At 45.0% G+C, this 16306-nt stretch carries 19 protein-coding genes; 8 read left to right on the top strand and 11 right to left on the bottom strand.

The window, feature by feature from the left end:
- Nucleotides 1-143: 143 nt before the first annotated feature.
- Both BUC02_RS15160 and BUC02_RS15155 read right to left on the bottom strand, forming a co-directional pair.
- Nucleotides 144-428, bottom strand: coding sequence for a hypothetical protein (locus BUC02_RS15160; protein ID WP_254794243.1), 285 nt, complete (start codon nt 426-428; stop codon nt 144-146).
- A gap of 99 nt (nt 429-527) precedes the next feature.
- On the bottom strand, nt 528-905 hold the full coding sequence (locus tag BUC02_RS15155; RefSeq protein ID WP_073323955.1) for a four helix bundle protein: 378 nt from the start codon (nt 903-905) through the stop codon (nt 528-530).
- 372 nt (nt 906-1277) lie between these two features.
- Between BUC02_RS15155 and BUC02_RS15150 the strand changes: the two genes are divergently transcribed.
- From BUC02_RS15150 to BUC02_RS15135, 4 genes are all read left to right on the top strand, one after another.
- Nucleotides 1278-2660 carry an ATP-binding protein gene (locus BUC02_RS15150; protein ID WP_073323964.1) on the top strand — a complete coding sequence of 461 codons (1383 nt, stop codon included), beginning with the start codon at nt 1278-1280 and terminating at the stop codon, nt 2658-2660.
- Between the two features lie 392 nt (nt 2661-3052).
- Nucleotides 3053-3271: a DUF3791 domain-containing protein gene (locus BUC02_RS15145; RefSeq protein WP_254794242.1), complete on the top strand. Its 219-nt coding sequence runs from the start codon at nt 3053-3055 to the stop codon at nt 3269-3271.
- Nucleotides 3255-3815: a DUF3990 domain-containing protein gene (locus BUC02_RS15140; RefSeq protein WP_073323960.1), complete on the top strand. Its 561-nt coding sequence runs from the start codon at nt 3255-3257 to the stop codon at nt 3813-3815. Before BUC02_RS15145 ends, BUC02_RS15140 begins: the two co-directional genes overlap by 17 nt.
- On the top strand, nt 3806-4039 hold the full coding sequence (locus BUC02_RS15135) for a hypothetical protein (protein ID WP_073323958.1): 234 nt from the start codon (nt 3806-3808) through the stop codon (nt 4037-4039). Before BUC02_RS15140 ends, BUC02_RS15135 begins: the two co-directional genes overlap by 10 nt.
- A 324-nt stretch (nt 4040-4363) precedes the next feature.
- On the opposite strand, the gene BUC02_RS15130 is transcribed toward BUC02_RS15135, so the two are convergent.
- Genes BUC02_RS15130 through BUC02_RS15120 form a run of 3 tightly spaced genes read right to left on the bottom strand, consistent with a single transcriptional unit; the run spans nt 4364 to nt 5361 of the window.
- The gene (locus tag BUC02_RS15130) at nt 4364-4576 is read right to left on the bottom strand and encodes a hypothetical protein (protein ID WP_073323956.1); all 213 of its coding nucleotides are present in this window, start codon (nt 4574-4576) and stop codon (nt 4364-4366) included.
- Between the two features lie 35 nt (nt 4577-4611).
- Nucleotides 4612-4962 (bottom strand): hypothetical protein, encoded by a 351-nt coding sequence (locus tag BUC02_RS16000; RefSeq protein WP_088657325.1) that lies wholly within the window; start codon nt 4960-4962, stop codon nt 4612-4614.
- Between the two features lie 21 nt (nt 4963-4983).
- Nucleotides 4984-5361 carry a four helix bundle protein gene (locus tag BUC02_RS15120; protein WP_073323955.1) on the bottom strand — a complete coding sequence of 126 codons (378 nt, stop codon included), beginning with the start codon at nt 5359-5361 and terminating at the stop codon, nt 4984-4986.
- 173 nt (nt 5362-5534) lie between these two features.
- Between BUC02_RS15120 and BUC02_RS15115 the strand changes: the two genes are divergently transcribed.
- A complete protein-coding gene (locus BUC02_RS15115) occupies nt 5535-6380 on the top strand; it encodes a hypothetical protein (RefSeq protein ID WP_139261236.1) in 846 nt (281 codons plus the stop codon).
- A gap of 101 nt (nt 6381-6481) precedes the next feature.
- Here BUC02_RS15115 and BUC02_RS15110 read toward each other — a convergent pair whose 3' ends face one another.
- From BUC02_RS15110 to BUC02_RS15100, 3 genes are all read right to left on the bottom strand, one after another.
- The gene (locus BUC02_RS15110) at nt 6482-6850 is read right to left on the bottom strand and encodes a hypothetical protein (protein ID WP_073323953.1); all 369 of its coding nucleotides are present in this window, start codon (nt 6848-6850) and stop codon (nt 6482-6484) included.
- Nucleotides 6851-7422: 572 nt separating this feature from the next.
- Complete coding sequence (locus BUC02_RS16590; RefSeq protein WP_073323952.1) at nt 7423-8001, bottom strand: hypothetical protein; 579 nt, start codon at nt 7999-8001, stop codon at nt 7423-7425.
- 314 nt (nt 8002-8315) lie between these two features.
- Complete coding sequence (locus tag BUC02_RS15100) at nt 8316-9296, bottom strand: Fic family protein (protein ID WP_175549908.1); 981 nt, start codon at nt 9294-9296, stop codon at nt 8316-8318.
- A gap of 418 nt (nt 9297-9714) precedes the next feature.
- On the opposite strand from BUC02_RS15100, the gene BUC02_RS15095 reads away from it, so the two are divergent.
- Complete coding sequence (locus tag BUC02_RS15095) at nt 9715-10974, top strand: DegT/DnrJ/EryC1/StrS family aminotransferase (RefSeq protein ID WP_254794241.1); 1260 nt, start codon at nt 9715-9717, stop codon at nt 10972-10974.
- A gap of 7 nt (nt 10975-10981) precedes the next feature.
- Here the strand turns inward: BUC02_RS15095 and BUC02_RS15090 are convergent, their stop codons facing one another.
- Nucleotides 10982-11983 (bottom strand): Rpn family recombination-promoting nuclease/putative transposase, encoded by a 1002-nt coding sequence (locus tag BUC02_RS15090; protein ID WP_073323946.1) that lies wholly within the window; start codon nt 11981-11983, stop codon nt 10982-10984.
- Between the two features lie 499 nt (nt 11984-12482).
- Here BUC02_RS15090 and BUC02_RS15085 point away from each other — a divergent pair, with 499 nt between their 5' ends.
- Nucleotides 12483-13547, top strand: a complete 1065-nt coding sequence (locus BUC02_RS15085; RefSeq protein WP_073323944.1) for an AAA family ATPase — start codon at nt 12483-12485, stop codon at nt 13545-13547.
- A 112-nt stretch (nt 13548-13659) separates the two neighbouring features.
- On the top strand, nt 13660-14427 hold the full coding sequence (locus BUC02_RS15080) for a HEPN domain-containing protein (RefSeq protein WP_139261233.1): 768 nt from the start codon (nt 13660-13662) through the stop codon (nt 14425-14427).
- 56 nt (nt 14428-14483) lie between these two features.
- On the opposite strand, the gene BUC02_RS15075 is transcribed toward BUC02_RS15080, so the two are convergent.
- Nucleotides 14484-14972 carry a hypothetical protein gene (locus BUC02_RS15075; protein WP_073323940.1) on the bottom strand — a complete coding sequence of 163 codons (489 nt, stop codon included), beginning with the start codon at nt 14970-14972 and terminating at the stop codon, nt 14484-14486.
- Nucleotides 14972-16186 carry an AAA family ATPase gene (locus BUC02_RS15070; RefSeq protein ID WP_073323938.1) on the bottom strand — a complete coding sequence of 405 codons (1215 nt, stop codon included), beginning with the start codon at nt 16184-16186 and terminating at the stop codon, nt 14972-14974. Before BUC02_RS15070 ends, BUC02_RS15075 begins: the two co-directional genes overlap by 1 nt.
- Nucleotides 16187-16306: the final 120 nt, after the last annotated feature.

The raw sequence follows: 16306 nt of genomic DNA, 5'->3' as shown, positions 1-16306 counted from the left end.
GGTCGTATTCCGCGACTCTCTTTATTACCTGTTTTGTCTTCATTGGCACTACTCCTGCTTTTTTGAGTAGTGTCAACTTTTTTCAGTATAAGACAACCCGGCTTTCGCCGGGCTTAAAAAGTCAATTTTAGGGGCCGAAACCGCTACTTGGCCGCCGATTCCGGGCGGGCTTCGCGCAATTCGAGCACTTCCTTCTCAGAAAGGCCCGAGTACTTGACGATTTTTTCGATAGGTTCACCGTCTGCAAGCATGGCCGCGGCCATTTCGCGCTTGGCTTCGGCTTTGCCTTTTTCCTTGCTTTCATAAAGGTCATATTCGAAAGTCATATACTTGTTCCTTATGAGAGTGTCGGCTTTGTAATAAGACACCTGGTTGTTGATGTTTTCGGCTTCACGGGAGTCCGCATCCCTAGTCGCAAAATACTTCATATAAGCTTTAACGACTGGGTCCGTAAAATCCTCGTACCTTGTAAATATATAATAATTCTTATAAGTGAGGTCGTTCAATCAAATGTGTAATGAGGAATGCTAAATGTGAGATTTATTGATTTTTGCCGTTTTGGTTATAGCGCTAAGCATGCGGACAATTGTTTGGCAAGGTGTAATAATACTTTCAAATTCTTTTTGCTTTAAATATCCGGCTTCATGTAGCAGTTCAAGCCAATACTCCGTTTCACCAGCCTCTTTTAATGAGATATACATCTTGGCAATGAAATCGGCCTTGCTTTGCGCGAATTGGGCCTCTCTTATGTTCGCGCCTATACTAGTTCCACTACGGAGTAATTGTTTACTGAGAACGAACTCTCTTTTATTTGACACCATATATCGATGTAGCCGGACAATCCGCAACGCAAACGATTTGCTAAACAAGAGTATTTCGTTCTGTTTCGCAATGTTTTCTTTCATTTGGCACTCCTAAATTTATCATTACACATTTCACATTCCACATTGGCACACCCCCTCTTTACTAACACGCTTTTTTGGAGCATTCGAATACCATTTTTCCGTAAAAACTTTGTAAAAACAGAAAAAACCGGCAAAAGCCGAGTTTCAAAGACAATTTTCAGTAATTTGCAAGCTACTTTAGGGCAAAGCCTTCAGCGATAATCTCTTCCGGAACACCCCTAGAACGAAAGGTTTGCCTCCAGTGCTTTCAAAAACCTTTCGAAGGTTATTTCTCAAGTTTCGCTTTAATCGCAAGGACATCTTCTTCATTTTATTGACAGAATTCGCATCATTTGCTAATTTACGATTTAGTAAATTAAAAGTGAGTAAATTATGTTTTATGGCAGACGAACAGAACTTAACACATTAAACGCCCTCTTTGAATCTGGAAAGTTTGAGTTCGCGGTTGTTTATGGACGCAGGCGGGTCGGAAAGACTATGCTTTTGAACGAGTTCTGTGATGGTAGAAAAGTCATTTTTTTTACAGGAATAGAGGCATCTGTAGCAGAAAATTTATCTCAACTATCGCATTCCGTCATGGAATATTCTGGCGGACCTGATTCAACTTTCGAAAGTTTCGAAAAGATCTTTTCGTACATCGACGATTTGAGCCAGAAGGAACGGCTCGTTTTCGTAATAGATGAATACCCCTATTTAGCAAAGGCGGAGCCTTCCATTCCCTCATTGCTTCAGAAACATATTGATCATGTGTGGAAAAAGTCGAAATTGATGCTTGTTCTTTGCGGTTCTTCCATGAGTTTTATGGAAAACCAAGTACTTGGGTATAAAAGTCCTCTCTATGGTCGCAAAACTTCGCAATTGAAAATACAGCCGTTTGATTTTTTTGAAAGTAGGGCTTTGTGCGCAAATTTTGCCCCTGAACAACAGGCGACTCTTTACGGGGCGCTATGGGGCGTACCCGAATATTACATGCATATAAACTCCAAAAAGGGTTTAAACGAAAATTTAATAGACCTCTTTTTCAGACCCGGGGGCCGTTTATTCGAAGAGCCGCTGAATTTGCTGAAACAGGAAATGCGTGCACTCGCTACCTACAATGCCGTAATAACCGCTATCGCCCAAGGTGCAAGCCGATTGAACGAAATCGCGACCAAGGCCGGACTCGAGACCGGAGCGACAAGTAATGTGTTGTCGTCGCTTATGGAGTTAGGCATTGTACGCCGCGAGATTCCCGCTACGGAAAAAAGCAGCAGAAAATCTATTTACGTCATAAACGATACGATGTACAGATTTTGGTTTACGTTTGTCTGGAATTACCTGACGAGCATAAATCGCGGCGTCGGGGATTTGGTTTATAAAAAATTTGTAGAAGACAAAGTTAACGAATATATGGGCCATGTTTTCGAAGACATCTGCCTACAGTACCTTTATACGGAAAAGGGCTTGACTGCACTCCCATTTTTACCGGAAAATATCGGGCGATGGTGGGGAAACGATCCTAAAAAGAAACGGGAAGAAGAAATCGACATCTTTGGATTTGCCGGAAATCAACAACTATTTGGCGAATGCAAATGGACAAACAAGCTTGTCGATATTGACGTTATGGAAGAACTCTTTGGCAGAGCCGAGCTTCTAGGTGACGGTGAGAAACATTTTATCTTCTTTAGTAAGAGTGGTTTTACCAAGAAATTCATGCAGGCTGTATCAGAAAAGTCCAACGTGAAGTTGATAACATTTAAGGACATGTGCTTATAAATAGTTGTTTAATTTGCTAAAACAGCATCATCCTACATGAAAAATAATCAGTCTAATAGATTGTGGAAAGTTAGTTTACTTGTTATCCGGCTTTGTCCATATTCAAAAAAACTTAATCTTTTTCAAAGATATAGTATAAAAAGCATTTTCTTTCAAAAAATCTTAACAAATTTCAAAAAATGCTCGAGAATTGCTTATTCTTCAAAAAATCGTACACTAGAAACGGCTTATTCAAGGGTAGAAAATCTTTTTAGTGGTTACAGCTTCACGTAGGATGTTGCTAGAAATACTCTAAACAAGGACGTATTGGAAGTGATTCTTTGAAACAACGGCATCTTCCCTATTGACTCTTTACTGCACATTATTTATTTTTAGAGGGTATGAGCGAGAATATGCAAATAACATACATGCAGACCCGACTTGTGCGGCTCGCTGCCGAGCAAGAGCGTATTCCTATTCCCGAAATGGTCAAGGTCTTCGATCGCTTTGGCGTATTCCGCTACATAAAGGACATGTGGGAGTTATTCCATATTGAGGGGGATTTGGCCGTACTTGATGACATAAGACGATATCTTGCGGCTAAAGGGGTTCCAAATGTTCAGTCTGCATGAACCCGTCGTTCTGTACCACGGCAGTTTTTGCGAGGTGACCGCTCCTGACCTGGAGCGCTGCGCCCGCTACAAAGATTTCGGCAAAGGCTTCTATTTGACAACGGACCTTGCCCAGGCAGAAGCTTTTGCAAAAATTACGGTACGAAAGTCCATTGCCAATGGAACCGTCGCGCATGCTCAAAATTATGGTATTGTTTCGCATTTCGAGTACACTCCGCGAGAGCTGAATGTCCACCTGTTTCCAACATCCGATACAAATTGGTTGCACTGCATTGTGGCCCACCGAATGTCGGGGGCCTTTTCGGACCTGATCGGCATATACAGTCAATACGATGTCATTGGTGGAAAAATTGCAAATGATGCGACAAACATCACCTTGACAAACTACATGACCGGGGCGTATGGTGTTATGGGAACAAAAGCTGCGGACAACTTTTGTATTAGCCTGCTTCTTCCGGAGCGGTTGAAAGACCAATACTGCTTCAGAACGACAAAAGCACTTGAACAATTGAAATTCTTAAAGAGTACTCGCGTATGGATGTGAAAAAGGAACAGATTCAGGCGGCAATTGACCAGATTGCAACCCTGGTCGTTGAGTCCATTGCTGAAAAGGAAAAAAAGGATTCGTCGATAGTCCTAGCAGATTTTCTCACGTCACAAACGGGTCGTAAACTTTACGACGAATCTTTGAAGTTCTGGTGCGATGGTCCCTCGTGCATCGAGGAAATGTATCGCAAAGAAAAAGGACTCGAGTCACGTTCGGCATAGAAGTTCTTAGGCATTATCAACAACACACAAGAATCTTCGGTACAAACCACACTAGCGAGAACTTTCGCCTCTCCATTGCCCCGTAACCTACGTGAAGTTGCACCAGGCTTATATTAGTGAAACTGTGAAAATTGACAGGCAGTGAGCTTATGCAACTTCTATGTCAAGTTTGCTTTCGGTATAGCGTTTGACTACGGAATTGAGCAGTGTCTGGTACGGAATGTTTTTGGGGGCGCTTGAATACCATTTTCCCGTAAAAACTTTGTAAAAACAGAAAAACCCGGCAAAAGCCGAGCTTCATAGACATTTTCACGAGTTTGTCAGCTATTTCAAGGCGAAGCCTTCTGCGATAATCGCCTCGGAAACGCCTTTAGAACGGAAAAACTCCGCTCGTTTGGTGTCGCGAGCAGCATTGTCCGCATCATTCTTTTCGCGCTCCTGCTGGGCGCCTTTTTCCATACCCTTTTCCATGCCCCTCGCTTGGCCCTTGAGGTAGGCTTCGGCTTCGAGAGCTTCGTATTCATGATGGTCGAACATGTTTGCCTCCAGTGCTTGTAAAAACCTTTCGAAGGTTATTTCTCAAGTTTCGCTTTAATCGCAAGGACATCTTCTTCAGAAAGCTTAGAAACACGCACGACTTTCTCGACAGAATCTCCATCCAAAAGCATAGCCTCAGCCATTTCGTGTTTGGCTTCAGTTTTTCCTTCTTCCTTGCTTTCATGAAGGTCATATTCGTAAGTCATATACTTGTTCCTTATGAGAGTGTCGGCTTTGTAATGAGACACCTGGTCGTTGATGGTTTTAGTTTCACGGGAGTCCGCGTTCCGGGTCGCAAAATACTTCATGTACGCCTTGACGACCGGGTCCGTAAAATCCTTGTACCTTGTAAATATATAATAATTCTTATAAGTGAGATCGTTCAATCAAATGTGTAATGAGGAATGCTAAATGTGAGATTTATTGATTTTTGCCGTTTTGGTTATAGCGCTAAGCATGCGGACAATTGTTTGGCAAGGTGTAATAATACTTTCAAATTCTTTTTGCTTTAAATATCCGGCTTCATGTAGCAGTTCAAGCCAATACTCCGTTTCACCAGCCTCTTTTAATGAGATATACATCTTGGCAATGAAATCGGCCTTGCTTTGCGCGAATTGGGCCTCTCTTATGTTCGCGCCTATACTAGTTCCACTACGGAGTAATTGTTTACTGAGAACGAACTCTCTTTTATTTGACACCATATATCGATGTAGCCGGACAATCCGCAACGCAAACGATTTGCTAAACAAGAGTATTTCGTTCTGTTTCGCAATGTTTTCTTTCATTTGGCACTCCTAAATTTATCATTACACATTTCACATTCCACATTGGCACACTCCCTCTTTACTAACACGCCATTTTGACGCACTTGAATACCATTTTCCCGTAAAAGCTTTGTAAAAAAAACTGGCGGGCGATTCTTTTTACTACCTTTCGGGGCAGGAACATGGAAGACCCGATGAAAAGATTTCTGTTTTGCTTGCTGGCGTTGGCGGCTTTTGCCGCGGCGAACACTTGCACGAAGGCGTGGTACGAAATCCATGCGTTCAATTTCTTGTCGATAAAAGACGCCCCGCACCTGGATTCCATTTACTACAGGGAACAGCCTGCCCCCGAAGAGGTGCACGAGTGGTACCAGAAATATTACTATAAAGATGGCCTGATCCACCATTCGGTGTTCAAGTTCAGGGACAACGACCCGGTCGACAACCGGATTTATCTCTCGGCCGACGAGGTGACGCTTACCCGGAGCGGGCACGAGCTGTTGCTGTCAGATTCTGTCGCGGGCGACACGGTCTACTTTTTCCAGAAGATGTATAATAGCGGCGAGTTGGTTCAGACGGTCGTCCACAAGTTGACGGACCTCTACGCGTCGGAACAGGACTACGACCCCGCCAGCGGCAGGCGCACCTTCGCCGAATATTTTTTCCGCAACGACACGCTGGTGTCAAGAACCGTTTACGATTACGGATCCGGAATGCGAGATTCGGCGTATTACTATTACGTGGGCGTACCCGGCGACGAGTACAAGTGCGCGGAGTACCGCGGCGACTCGCTTACGAACAACCTAACCTACAAGAAACTGGCCACGGGATTCTCCGTCGCGATTTTTAACGACACGTTCCTGCGCGAATTTGTCATGGAAGTCCCGGAGGTGCATACCACCGCAGTCCAGAGACGGGATGATGCCCAGAAATCGCGCGAACAATCCGCTGCGCAAAGCAGGCGCCGCCCCGCAAAGATCTCGCCGCGCGCCCGCTACTTTGACCTGCTCGGCCGCTACAAACGCGCGAATATAAGGTAGGGTAGACTTTTATTGCAGGAAATCAGGCTTCTGCCTGCCCAGCGACAACAAGATGACCCCCGAACAGCAGGATGCAATCATCCAGACTATAAGGGATTGCTTTAAATAGTCTTTAGTAGTTGCAAGAGGCTTTTATTTGTCGATTTGGTATTTCTTTTGCCAAATTCGACAAAGTGATTCTGTTCGCAATAAAAATCTAATAGGCCTTTCTTCTGCTCGCATTCTAATACACAGAGAATCCCGCCGACCTTGTACTGGATTAGGGATATCTGTTCCATGGCAAGGGCTAGCAGGTCATTTCCTGTAATTGAATCGTTCAGCCCTGATTGAAAATTTTTCCCGAGTTGGGCTATCAGGTATGCGGGAATGTTGTATTCGCCATCATCGTTTAGCACGCTCATTCGAGAAAGCTTTCTTTGAATGGTTTTAGATATATTCTGTGCTTTTACAGAATAAGATTTAGAATCCATATTTTTTTCTGAGAAGAGAAAGTTTCTTTAGTCCAGCAGCTCCGCTTAGAACTTCTGCCTTGACGCGACTCCTTGATGCAGGATTCCTTAATGAACGTTCAACAGCGCTAACGAAGGACTTTACTTGCTTGGTCCCTGCTACTGTGAAACTGTTTTTGATACTTGAAGTCGCCATATTTGAAACCTTCTTTTTAAATATACATTAATACAATCGATATTCAAGTCTTTACTTGATTTAGTTAGGCTAAATCTATCAAATAAAATTGTCAAAAACAAAAAATTGCCTAAAATGGCAAACAGTTGTTTGCTGCTATTAACAGATATTTTTAAATGTCAAACATTGTTTGCAGCTATTCACAAGTTCTGCACGTCTCTTCCCCCCAAAAAATTTTGGGGCTGGCTGGCCGGGGAGCCGCGCTTCGCTCAGCGTCATTCCAGCCAGAGCCTGTCCTGAGCAACGCCGAAGGAAGCCGGAATCTAGCCTCAGTTTCCCGCCTGGCTACGCAGGACAACGACATCTTCGATGGAAAGGCCGGAACATTCGTCCTCGATCTTCTCTAAAGATACATCTTTTACGAACTTTGCGTACGTTTCACCATCGCAAGCACCTGTTCCTTGGTGACAAAGTTCAGCACCGAGAACGCGGTCATCTGATTCCCCAAATCCTTGAACGACGCCCCAACGTGGTAAACCACATCGTCGACGATGACGAAACGGTCGTGGACCTCGCGCATGTTTTCCAGATGGACCGTCGGGAATTGCCTGTTCAGGCGGGCTTCCTCCTCCCTCATGGCATGCGTGATTCTAGCTGAATAGATAGTCGCATTTACCCCTTCGGCACGTTTTGCCATAAGAGACAAAACCATGTCGTTGGCATACGGATCGATAATAACGAGATCTTTTTTTGCGGAACGCACCAGCTGCACAGCGAATTCGTAGCCACTCCATTGGGCGTGCGCGGGCAGCAGGCCCTCGCTCGGCGGCAAGTTCGTCTTTACGAAGAAATCCACCTGCTTTTCGAGGTAGATGACGCGGGAATCGAGGTTTTCAAGCCTATTTTCGTGCGAAACGAGCCTTTGATTGACGCTGAAACTTCGGGATCCCTCAATTTGAACTTGTCGGAATTTCCGACAGGTTGATTCTGCGTCCAACTCATTTTCGTCGTATATATGGCCGATATGCTCGACAATGTTTGTTCGGGAGGTTGAAAACAACTCCGCCCTCCGGCTGGTACACGATAATTTCGTTCTTGTCGGCAACCGGCAGCGCCTCTTTTTTATCCATCTTTCACTCCAATCCGCCTACATGCTAGAAAAGGCGGGGCTTCAGGTTACTTTGCGTCGCGAGCCAAAACAGGCTTAATGCTCGCTTGTGCACTACAATATAATTCCGCGCACAGCCTTTGTCAATGGGTTTCTGAAAAATTTTTGGGCCGGGTGGTCGGGGAGCGGAGGCCGGGTGGCTTCTAGTTCCTCATCAAGGATTCCGGTAAGAATCCTTGTTGATTAAGTGCACGGATAAGGCTCACCATCAACGGGCTGCCTGCGAATTTCAGGTAATACTTCCTGGCGCCTTCGGATATGGGGGCGATAAAACCTGCTTTCAGCATACTACGAATATATCTGGACCTGGTGTAGGCATTGGGCCAGATGTCGGCTATGTCGGAGGCTTGAAATACGGGCTTTTCTAACGACACTTGCAAAGCAGAGTAGATCTCCTTCCCGATTACGCCTGTGTGTAGGGAATCTTGCAATGCGGGTTCCAGAATGTACTTTCTGACATAATTGATATCTGTCAATTTTTCGGTCTTTTGCAGTTCGTCTAAAAGCCCCTGAAGCACAAACGCGCTCCACTGAACCATTGCCTCGTTGTTCTTGGAGTCTGCAACCTTCAGCATTTCGTAGTATTTGTTGCGATCGGAGCAGAATACCGCCGTAGGATTAAACAGCCTGGACTGCCGAACATCAAAAAGGCGTACGATCATGGCGTAAGTCAATAGCCTTGCGGTTCTGCCGTTTCCGTTGCGGAAGGGGTGTATCCATACGAACTGGTGGTGCGCTACAGAGACCTTCAGAAGGTCGAATTGTTGGTCATACGGTTTATTGATGAACTTTACAAGTTCACGCATCAATGCGGGAACATCGTCCGCGGTGGGGGGCTCATGGTTAGAGCCCGCGATGGTAATAGGCGTGTCGCGATAGCGACCTGCATTGGGGTCGCCTTCCTGCGTAAGCCCTTCTACGGCCATTTTCTGTAATTCGCAAATAAATTGCTCGTCTATGGGCGCACTGCTTTCTTCAATGAACTGTAGAGCCTGTTCCAGATTGCCGATTTCTACGAACCCTTCCCTTTCTCTGATTGCGGGCGGCAGATTTTCTTTCGAAACATAGTCCAAGACGGTGGTGTTGTTCCCTTCTATCCTTGAAGAACCGATTGCTTCCAGCAATTGAAAACTGCGCTGCAGCTGGAAAAACCATACCCTTGGAGTGGAACCAGATAGTGCGATACCCCGGAGACGCTCCAGTTTGAAAAGTAGTGTCGTTACCGGAGAGCCGAAACTCACCACAGGCATCATCAATTCTTCTACAATATCTTCCATGACATTTGCTCCATTTCTATAGGGAAATTTGCAAACAATTGCGCTGAGATAATGCGTACAATAGTCAAATTATTGAAAATTTATAAAAATTCCATATTTTTTGTAGATAAAAAGTATAGAAATTTTATAGAAACAATTGACTTTTAATAAAAAGAACAATTGACTTTTGGTGGAGCAATAAAGGATTCTAGTAAGATTTCTGTGATAAATTTGGCTTGATTTGCCCGTGGTTACGGAATAATTACCTATATTTGCGCGCATGACTATGCGTTTCGATAGTAAAGTCTGGCTCAGCAGCCCCACCATGCACGGCGAAGAAATCAAGTATGTGACCGAAGCATACGAGACCAACTGGATGAGCACCGTGGGTGCGAACATCAACGAGGTGGAACGCCTCGCCGCCGAAAAGGTGGGCTGCAAGTACGCCGTGGCGCTCTCCGCCGGTACCGCCGCACTGCACCTTTGCACAAAGCTTGCGGGCGAGGCCCTTTATGGCATGCCCAAGGTGGGCGAGGGGAGCTTGCGCGGCCACAAGGTGTTCTGCAGCGACATGACTTTCGACGCGACGGTGAACCCCATTGCCTACGAGAACGGCGAGGCCGTGTTCATCGACACCGAGTACGACACCTGGAACATGGATCCGGTCGCGCTCGAAAAGGCCTTCGAGATTTACCCCGAAGTGCGACTGGTGGTGCTCGTTCATTTGTACGGAACGCCGGGCAAGGTGGACGAAATCCGCGCCATTTGCAAAAAGCACAACGCGCTCCTCATCGAAGACGCCGCCGAAAGCTTCGGTGCAAGCTACAAGGGCGTGCAGACGGGCAAGTTCGGCGACTACAGCGCCATCAGTTTTAACGGCAACAAGATTATTACCGGTTCGAGCGGCGGCATGTTCCTGACCGACAGCAAGGACGACGCCGACAAGGTGCGCAAGTGGAGCACCCAGAGCCGCGAGGCGGCCGCCTGGTACCAGCACGAAGAGGTGGGCTACAACTACCGCATGAGTAACGTGATTGCGGGCGTAGTCCGCGGCCAAATGCCCTACCTGGAAGAACACATCGCCCAGAAAAAGGCTATCTACATGCGCTACAAGGAAGGCCTGAAGGGCCTCCCGGTGCAGGTGAACCCCTACGACGCCGCCAACAGCGAACCGAACTTCTGGCTCAGCTGCCTGATTATCGACAAAGACGCCATGTGCAAGCAGGTGCGCGGCGAAACCGACGCCCTGTACATCCACGAGGCGGGCAAGAGCTGCCCCACGGAAATCCTGGAACGCATCGCCGCCATGAACGCCGAGGGCCGCCCCATCTGGAAACCCATGCACATGCAGCCCATGTACATGAGCCACGCCTTCGTGACCGCGCAGGGTAACGGCCGCGCCCGCACCAACGCCTACATCGCAGGCGGCATCACCGACGTGGGCGCCGACATCTTCGCCCGCGGTCTGTGCCTGCCCAGCGACAACAAGATGACCCCCGAACAGCAGGATGCAATCATCCAGACCATTCGGGATTGCTTCGAGTAAGTTAGGACTACTTCGTCATCTTGGACTGGAGTTGCCGAATGTGATCTTCGGACAACTTGGTCTCTTTGGCGATGGTAGCTACAGGGGTTCCCTTGGAAAGCAGGTCCAACGCGGTCAGCGTAGAGTCCAAGCCCTGCTGAATACCCTGCTGAATACCTTGCTGAATACCCTGCTGTCTACCTGTAACCACTCCGTCGGCAATGCGCGCGTCTATTTCGTCTTGTGTAACCATTGAGTCTACCTGACTAGAAAGAAGTTCATCGCTGGCGGAACCAATCTCGATTCTTTCCAGGGCCTTTTGCAGAATAGGGTCTGCAAAGTCCATCGAAGCGTTGGCCTTGCCTGCATGGGTCAGCAGGTACAGCCATTGTTCTTCGCGGCTTTCGGCCTTGGCGTGAATCCTGGAGAATTCCCCCAAGTCTATTAAAATATAACTCATTTTGTCGAAAACGGGTACAGGGTTCCCCTGCATTACGGCGTTGTCGCTGTACAGGTGCCAGGTGTCGCGGAAACTTTTCGGCTCGAGCCTAAGAGGGAAATTGCACAGCCAGATAGACACGATTTCGGGCAACTGGTAGCGCCTGCGCTTTCTCTCGTTCTCCTCCAGGGCCTTGAACTCCGGGGACTTGTCCATTTTGATTTTGCCGTCTATGGTAAGGTATGCGCCGTAGAGCAACACACGGTCGGTAAAGAATGGGTGCGACGCTCTCTGGATTTCAATATCCATGCAGCGGTTGTCCTCTGTCCATGCGTGGATGTCGAACTTGATTTCCTTGGCCTCTGGTGCGCGCAAGATGAGCGGCTGGTTGAAGGTGTATTTCATGGACTTTATCTTGCGGCCGTCTTCCAGGTGCAGCAGGCTGTTGATGAAGTCCGCCAGGGCCTCCTCGTCGTCGAGCAGGGCGTAAAACGCCGGGTCGTAGGATGGGTCCAGGTATCGCTTGCCCCGCAGAATTTCGGGGATTTCCTTGCGGGTGGTGGGGGTGTTTGCATTTTGGTTTTGCGTCATGGTATAGTACTCCTTATATGAAAAAAACACTTGATTAATCAAGTGCTTGGAGCCTATTCGGTGACGCTCAGGCAGATAATAGAAAAGGTGTAGAAATTGTAAAGGGCTGGAATGTAAAAGATGTGTAAAACTATCATCCAGACCATCAAGGATTGCTTCGAGTAATTTTTTTGCAGGGCGGCCCGGCGCTGCGCTAGCGCTCCACGCCGTCACGCTCTATTTTACGGGCCCGCGTTGCGGCTCCGCCACCCCGCGCACCTCGTAAAACCAAGCCTCGCTACATTCGCCGGCATTCCGGCCAGCAAGTGAATGGCTCATTCCGCGAGTCTTGTCCCCAAGGGGTCACGATCGTTGCCGCGTTTTTGTCGCAATTTGGCATTCATTTCAAAAAAATGCTTGGCTCTGTTGCGCGAAAAGGATTAATATATTATATTATATATGTTGCGAAAATTTTCGCAACGAAATTTTTCGCAATGGAATTTTGGACGCTGGAGAGACTATGAATCCTTTTAAATTCGGCACAATCGTAGAAGATGAATTCTTCACAGACCGCGTGAATGAACTGGAACAAATCAAGCAAATGCTGGACAGCGAAAACCACCTGGTCTTGATATCTCCTCGCCGATTTGGCAAGAGTAGTCTTGTTGCAAAGGCCCTGCAACAAATCGGTCGTCCGTCCATTACTATTGATTTCATGAAGGTCTTGAATGTGGAAGATCTAGCCGCACAAGTCTTGCGTCAGGTGTTCCGTCTTCATAAGTTCGAGAAGGTAAAACACTTCATGAAACATTTCCGCGTCGTGCCCACGCTCTCTTACAATCCGATGACAGATGGCATGGACGTGAGTTTTGTCCCCTCGGTGGGTAAATCTTCTGCGATGCTGGAAGATTCCTTGGAGTTGCTAGAGAAGGTGTCTTCTGCTGAGAATCGTCTCATCGTGGTGTTCGATGAATTCCAGGAAGTGAATTCCATTGACAAGACGCTGGCGAAACAGCTGCGCGCCATTATGCAACGGCAGAAGGGGCTGAACTATATATTCATGGGGAGCCAGGAGTCCATGATGGAGGAAATTTTTGAGAAGAAAAAGTCCCCGTTCTTCCATTTTGGCGAACGAATGAATCTGAAGAAAATCCCGTACGATGATTTCTATAACTATATCGAAAGCCGATTGCCCAAGATGCCCGCTTCGCAAAAGGCTGCCATCACCGAGGAAATTCTCAAGTTTACGGATGTTCACCCCTACTACACACAACAGCTGGCTGCCGCAGTTTATAACGCCATAGTGTATAGCAAGATAACGGAAAATGTCGTTGCCTATGCTATAAAGAGACAGGTGGAGGAACATTCCTTGGACTACGAGCGTCTTTGGGCGAACATGAACCGTACCGATCGCAAGGTGATGTTGTTGCTTGCCAACAAGAAAAATCCCATAACAGACAGGTCTGTACCCACCAGCACCTCGTTCAGTTCTATCAAACGTCTGTTGAAACAGGGGTACGTAATCAAAACCGTTGGCTACGAACTTGAAGACCCGTTCTTTGGTGAGTGGATATTGGGAAATTAAAAAATATTTGCCAAATAAGGTCTTTTATTATAAATTGAAATAATTGGCCCTAATACAACTGTGAAGTTAATTCAGGTTATCATATTCTCTAGTCAATGATGGAAAAAATAAGTTGTTAAGTATTTCAAGAAAATATGCAACAAAAGCAATTTTGCCAGAACAGATGGAAGATTTCATTCTTGATGCGGCTATTTCTATAAAAAACAACAAAGAATCAACAGAAAATGTACTGAAGTCTCTAACTGAAAATATAAAGAATTCTGTAAAAAACAATCTAGTTGTTTTGCCTGTTTCAGGAATTGTATTAGAAACACCTTTTAAAATCGGAATATTCAACCTTTATCCCCAAAAGACGTTTATTGAGACAACTGTTTTAGATTTAGATGCCCAAAGGTATGGTCGAGGGTCTTTTAGAGAAATTTTGACAAACGAAATGAATTTCAATCAAATTATCTTAGGAAATTCTGATCTGTGGAATCGCGTTAATATAGCCTTTGAATGGCTAGGAAAACAATATGATGAAGAAAATGATGAAAATAAGATGATTTATTCGATATTCGCTTTAGAATGTTTGCTGAATTCGAATACGGAAAATTTTTCTTCTATCACGGCGGCTGTTGCTGAGAAATGCGCTTACTTGTTAGGAACTAACAAAGAAGAAAGGGTCTCTATATTTAACGATGCGAAAAGTTTCTATAGAATCAGATCAGCATTAGTGCATTCTTCTAATAAAGAAGGTGTTAATAAAGAATTGGTTGATAAATCTTATGGAATGGCTATAGGAGTTTTATTTAAGGTTGTCGACCTGATTCTGAACAATCATCTTGACTCGTTGAAGAAAATAGATGATTATATAATGGATTTAAAATTTAAGGATTAGCATTCTTCAGTTTTATTTGAATTACTAATTTTTTTTTGGGGGGGGGCTGTATTGCTTTATTTTACGTCTATATTGTTTTGAAACAACAATCTAAATTTGTACTGATTGTAGAACTCTTGCATCACTTGCTTTTGTGAAAATTGGAAATGAGGATGCTTTCGGTTTGCTGCGTAGGCAAATCGAAATTTAAATAAACGGATGTCGTGGCAATCTCTAAACGAATTTATTGTTGATTCAAGTTGTTTTCTGGCGTCACGCATCCATTCGCTGATTTGTTCTTTCATTTCAACAAAGGCTATCCATGTTTTTTCGTGGTCGTAAAGCATTCCATCGCACATACTGCGTTCGTTCTGACCATCAAAGATCTTAATATTGTGGTCAACAGGAATGAATTGGATTTCCTTGCCTTGAGAGTTATTTATTTCTGCTAACCATCGGTCTTCGTCTTTTGTTGTAGATCGCGCCAACAGTCCGTCATCAATAAGTCCAAATCGAATGTCGTTACGAGTGGACTCGGTTATGTATTGTGAATTGAAAAAATCCATTAAGCTAACGAGTCCTCAATTTCAAGAAGTCTATCGAATAGATCGTTTGTTTCGCCAAGCGCACCATTTAGGATGTTGCTATCTACAGGGAGTCCATCGTATTTGTCTAGAAGGCTTATTTCTCCATTAGACGATATCTGGTACACTGAAACATCTTCTGGCAAAACGGTGCTTTCTAATGGAACGACTTCTTTTAAAGAATCCATATGGGTTGTTCCATACTTGGAAAGTAGCATTCCTGCTTTTATTGCTAAAGTCAGATAGTTTATGATATAAGGACTATGGGTTGTGATGACTAACTGATTGTTGTCTATGGAATTGTTGATTCGCAAAAGTTCGTTGAGAATCGTTCTTTGGGACGTCGGATAAAGATTTTGTTCCGGTTCCTCAACGACATTTAAGAGACATTTGTTGCGAATGGATTTGTTTAGTTCTTTTATCATTAGTACGCGAACTTTTTCGTCTAGATTTTCATTACTCAAGATATCTCGTATTGTCTTTTCAAGCCGAGAACTTTCTGCAAAGCTGGCCTCACTTCGGGATTTAGGTGAATCGGCATGAAGCTTAACTCTAAGCAGCAGATTCTCGGTAACGATAAGCATGGGTACCAAAGACTGGAATCCGCTTGCTGCTTCGGACAATTTTACCTTGAAATCTTTGTCTCCGAACCAGACGGTATTTGTTTTGTCATCGTAAGCAATTTTATATCCGTTTAAAGGAAGCTTAAAGGGATTCTTGTGATTTTTTAAGGCGTTATAATATTCCTCCATAAAAACCGCTATGGGCTTTGGAAGATTCTGTATTTTAGATGCGTCTTCCAAAGCGGCGACTAGATTGCGCTCTGCAGGAATATACATGATTTGCGGACGAACGTAATCAGCTTCTTTTATTACTTGGACGGATAAAATCTGCTTTTCATACAAGAATTCATATTTGTTGCCAATGAATTTTATGTACGTATTGGGCTTGAAATATCCCGTAATGTTATGGAATGAACTTAATTTGAGAAAGAAGTCCTGTTGCGCAATATCTAGAATGGTGTAGTCGTTGCGAACTAAAGCTTTTTCTAACCACGAAAATTGTGATATAAGCTTGGCGACGGAACTTTTGCCGGTTCCTTGCTCTCCACATAGGACCAGAACTTTTGGTAGGGATATTGATGTTCCTTCCTGATTAACAATTGGTCCAAAATTTCGTATTAAGATTTGTTGCATATGCTATAATATAACAAAAGTCAATTTAAATTATCTGTTACATGTATTTTGGGGCGTCTTTTTTAATTCATTTTCGACGTGCTTTTTTATATATCTAGTCTGTTTTCTGTAGGAGAAAAG

It is taken from the genome of Fibrobacter sp. UWOV1 (assembly GCF_900142495.1).
Taxonomy (GTDB): Bacteria; Fibrobacterota; Fibrobacteria; order Fibrobacterales; family Fibrobacteraceae; genus Fibrobacter.
The sequence above is the reverse complement of the archived record's forward strand: the minus strand, read 5'-3'. Positions and strand labels throughout refer to the sequence as shown.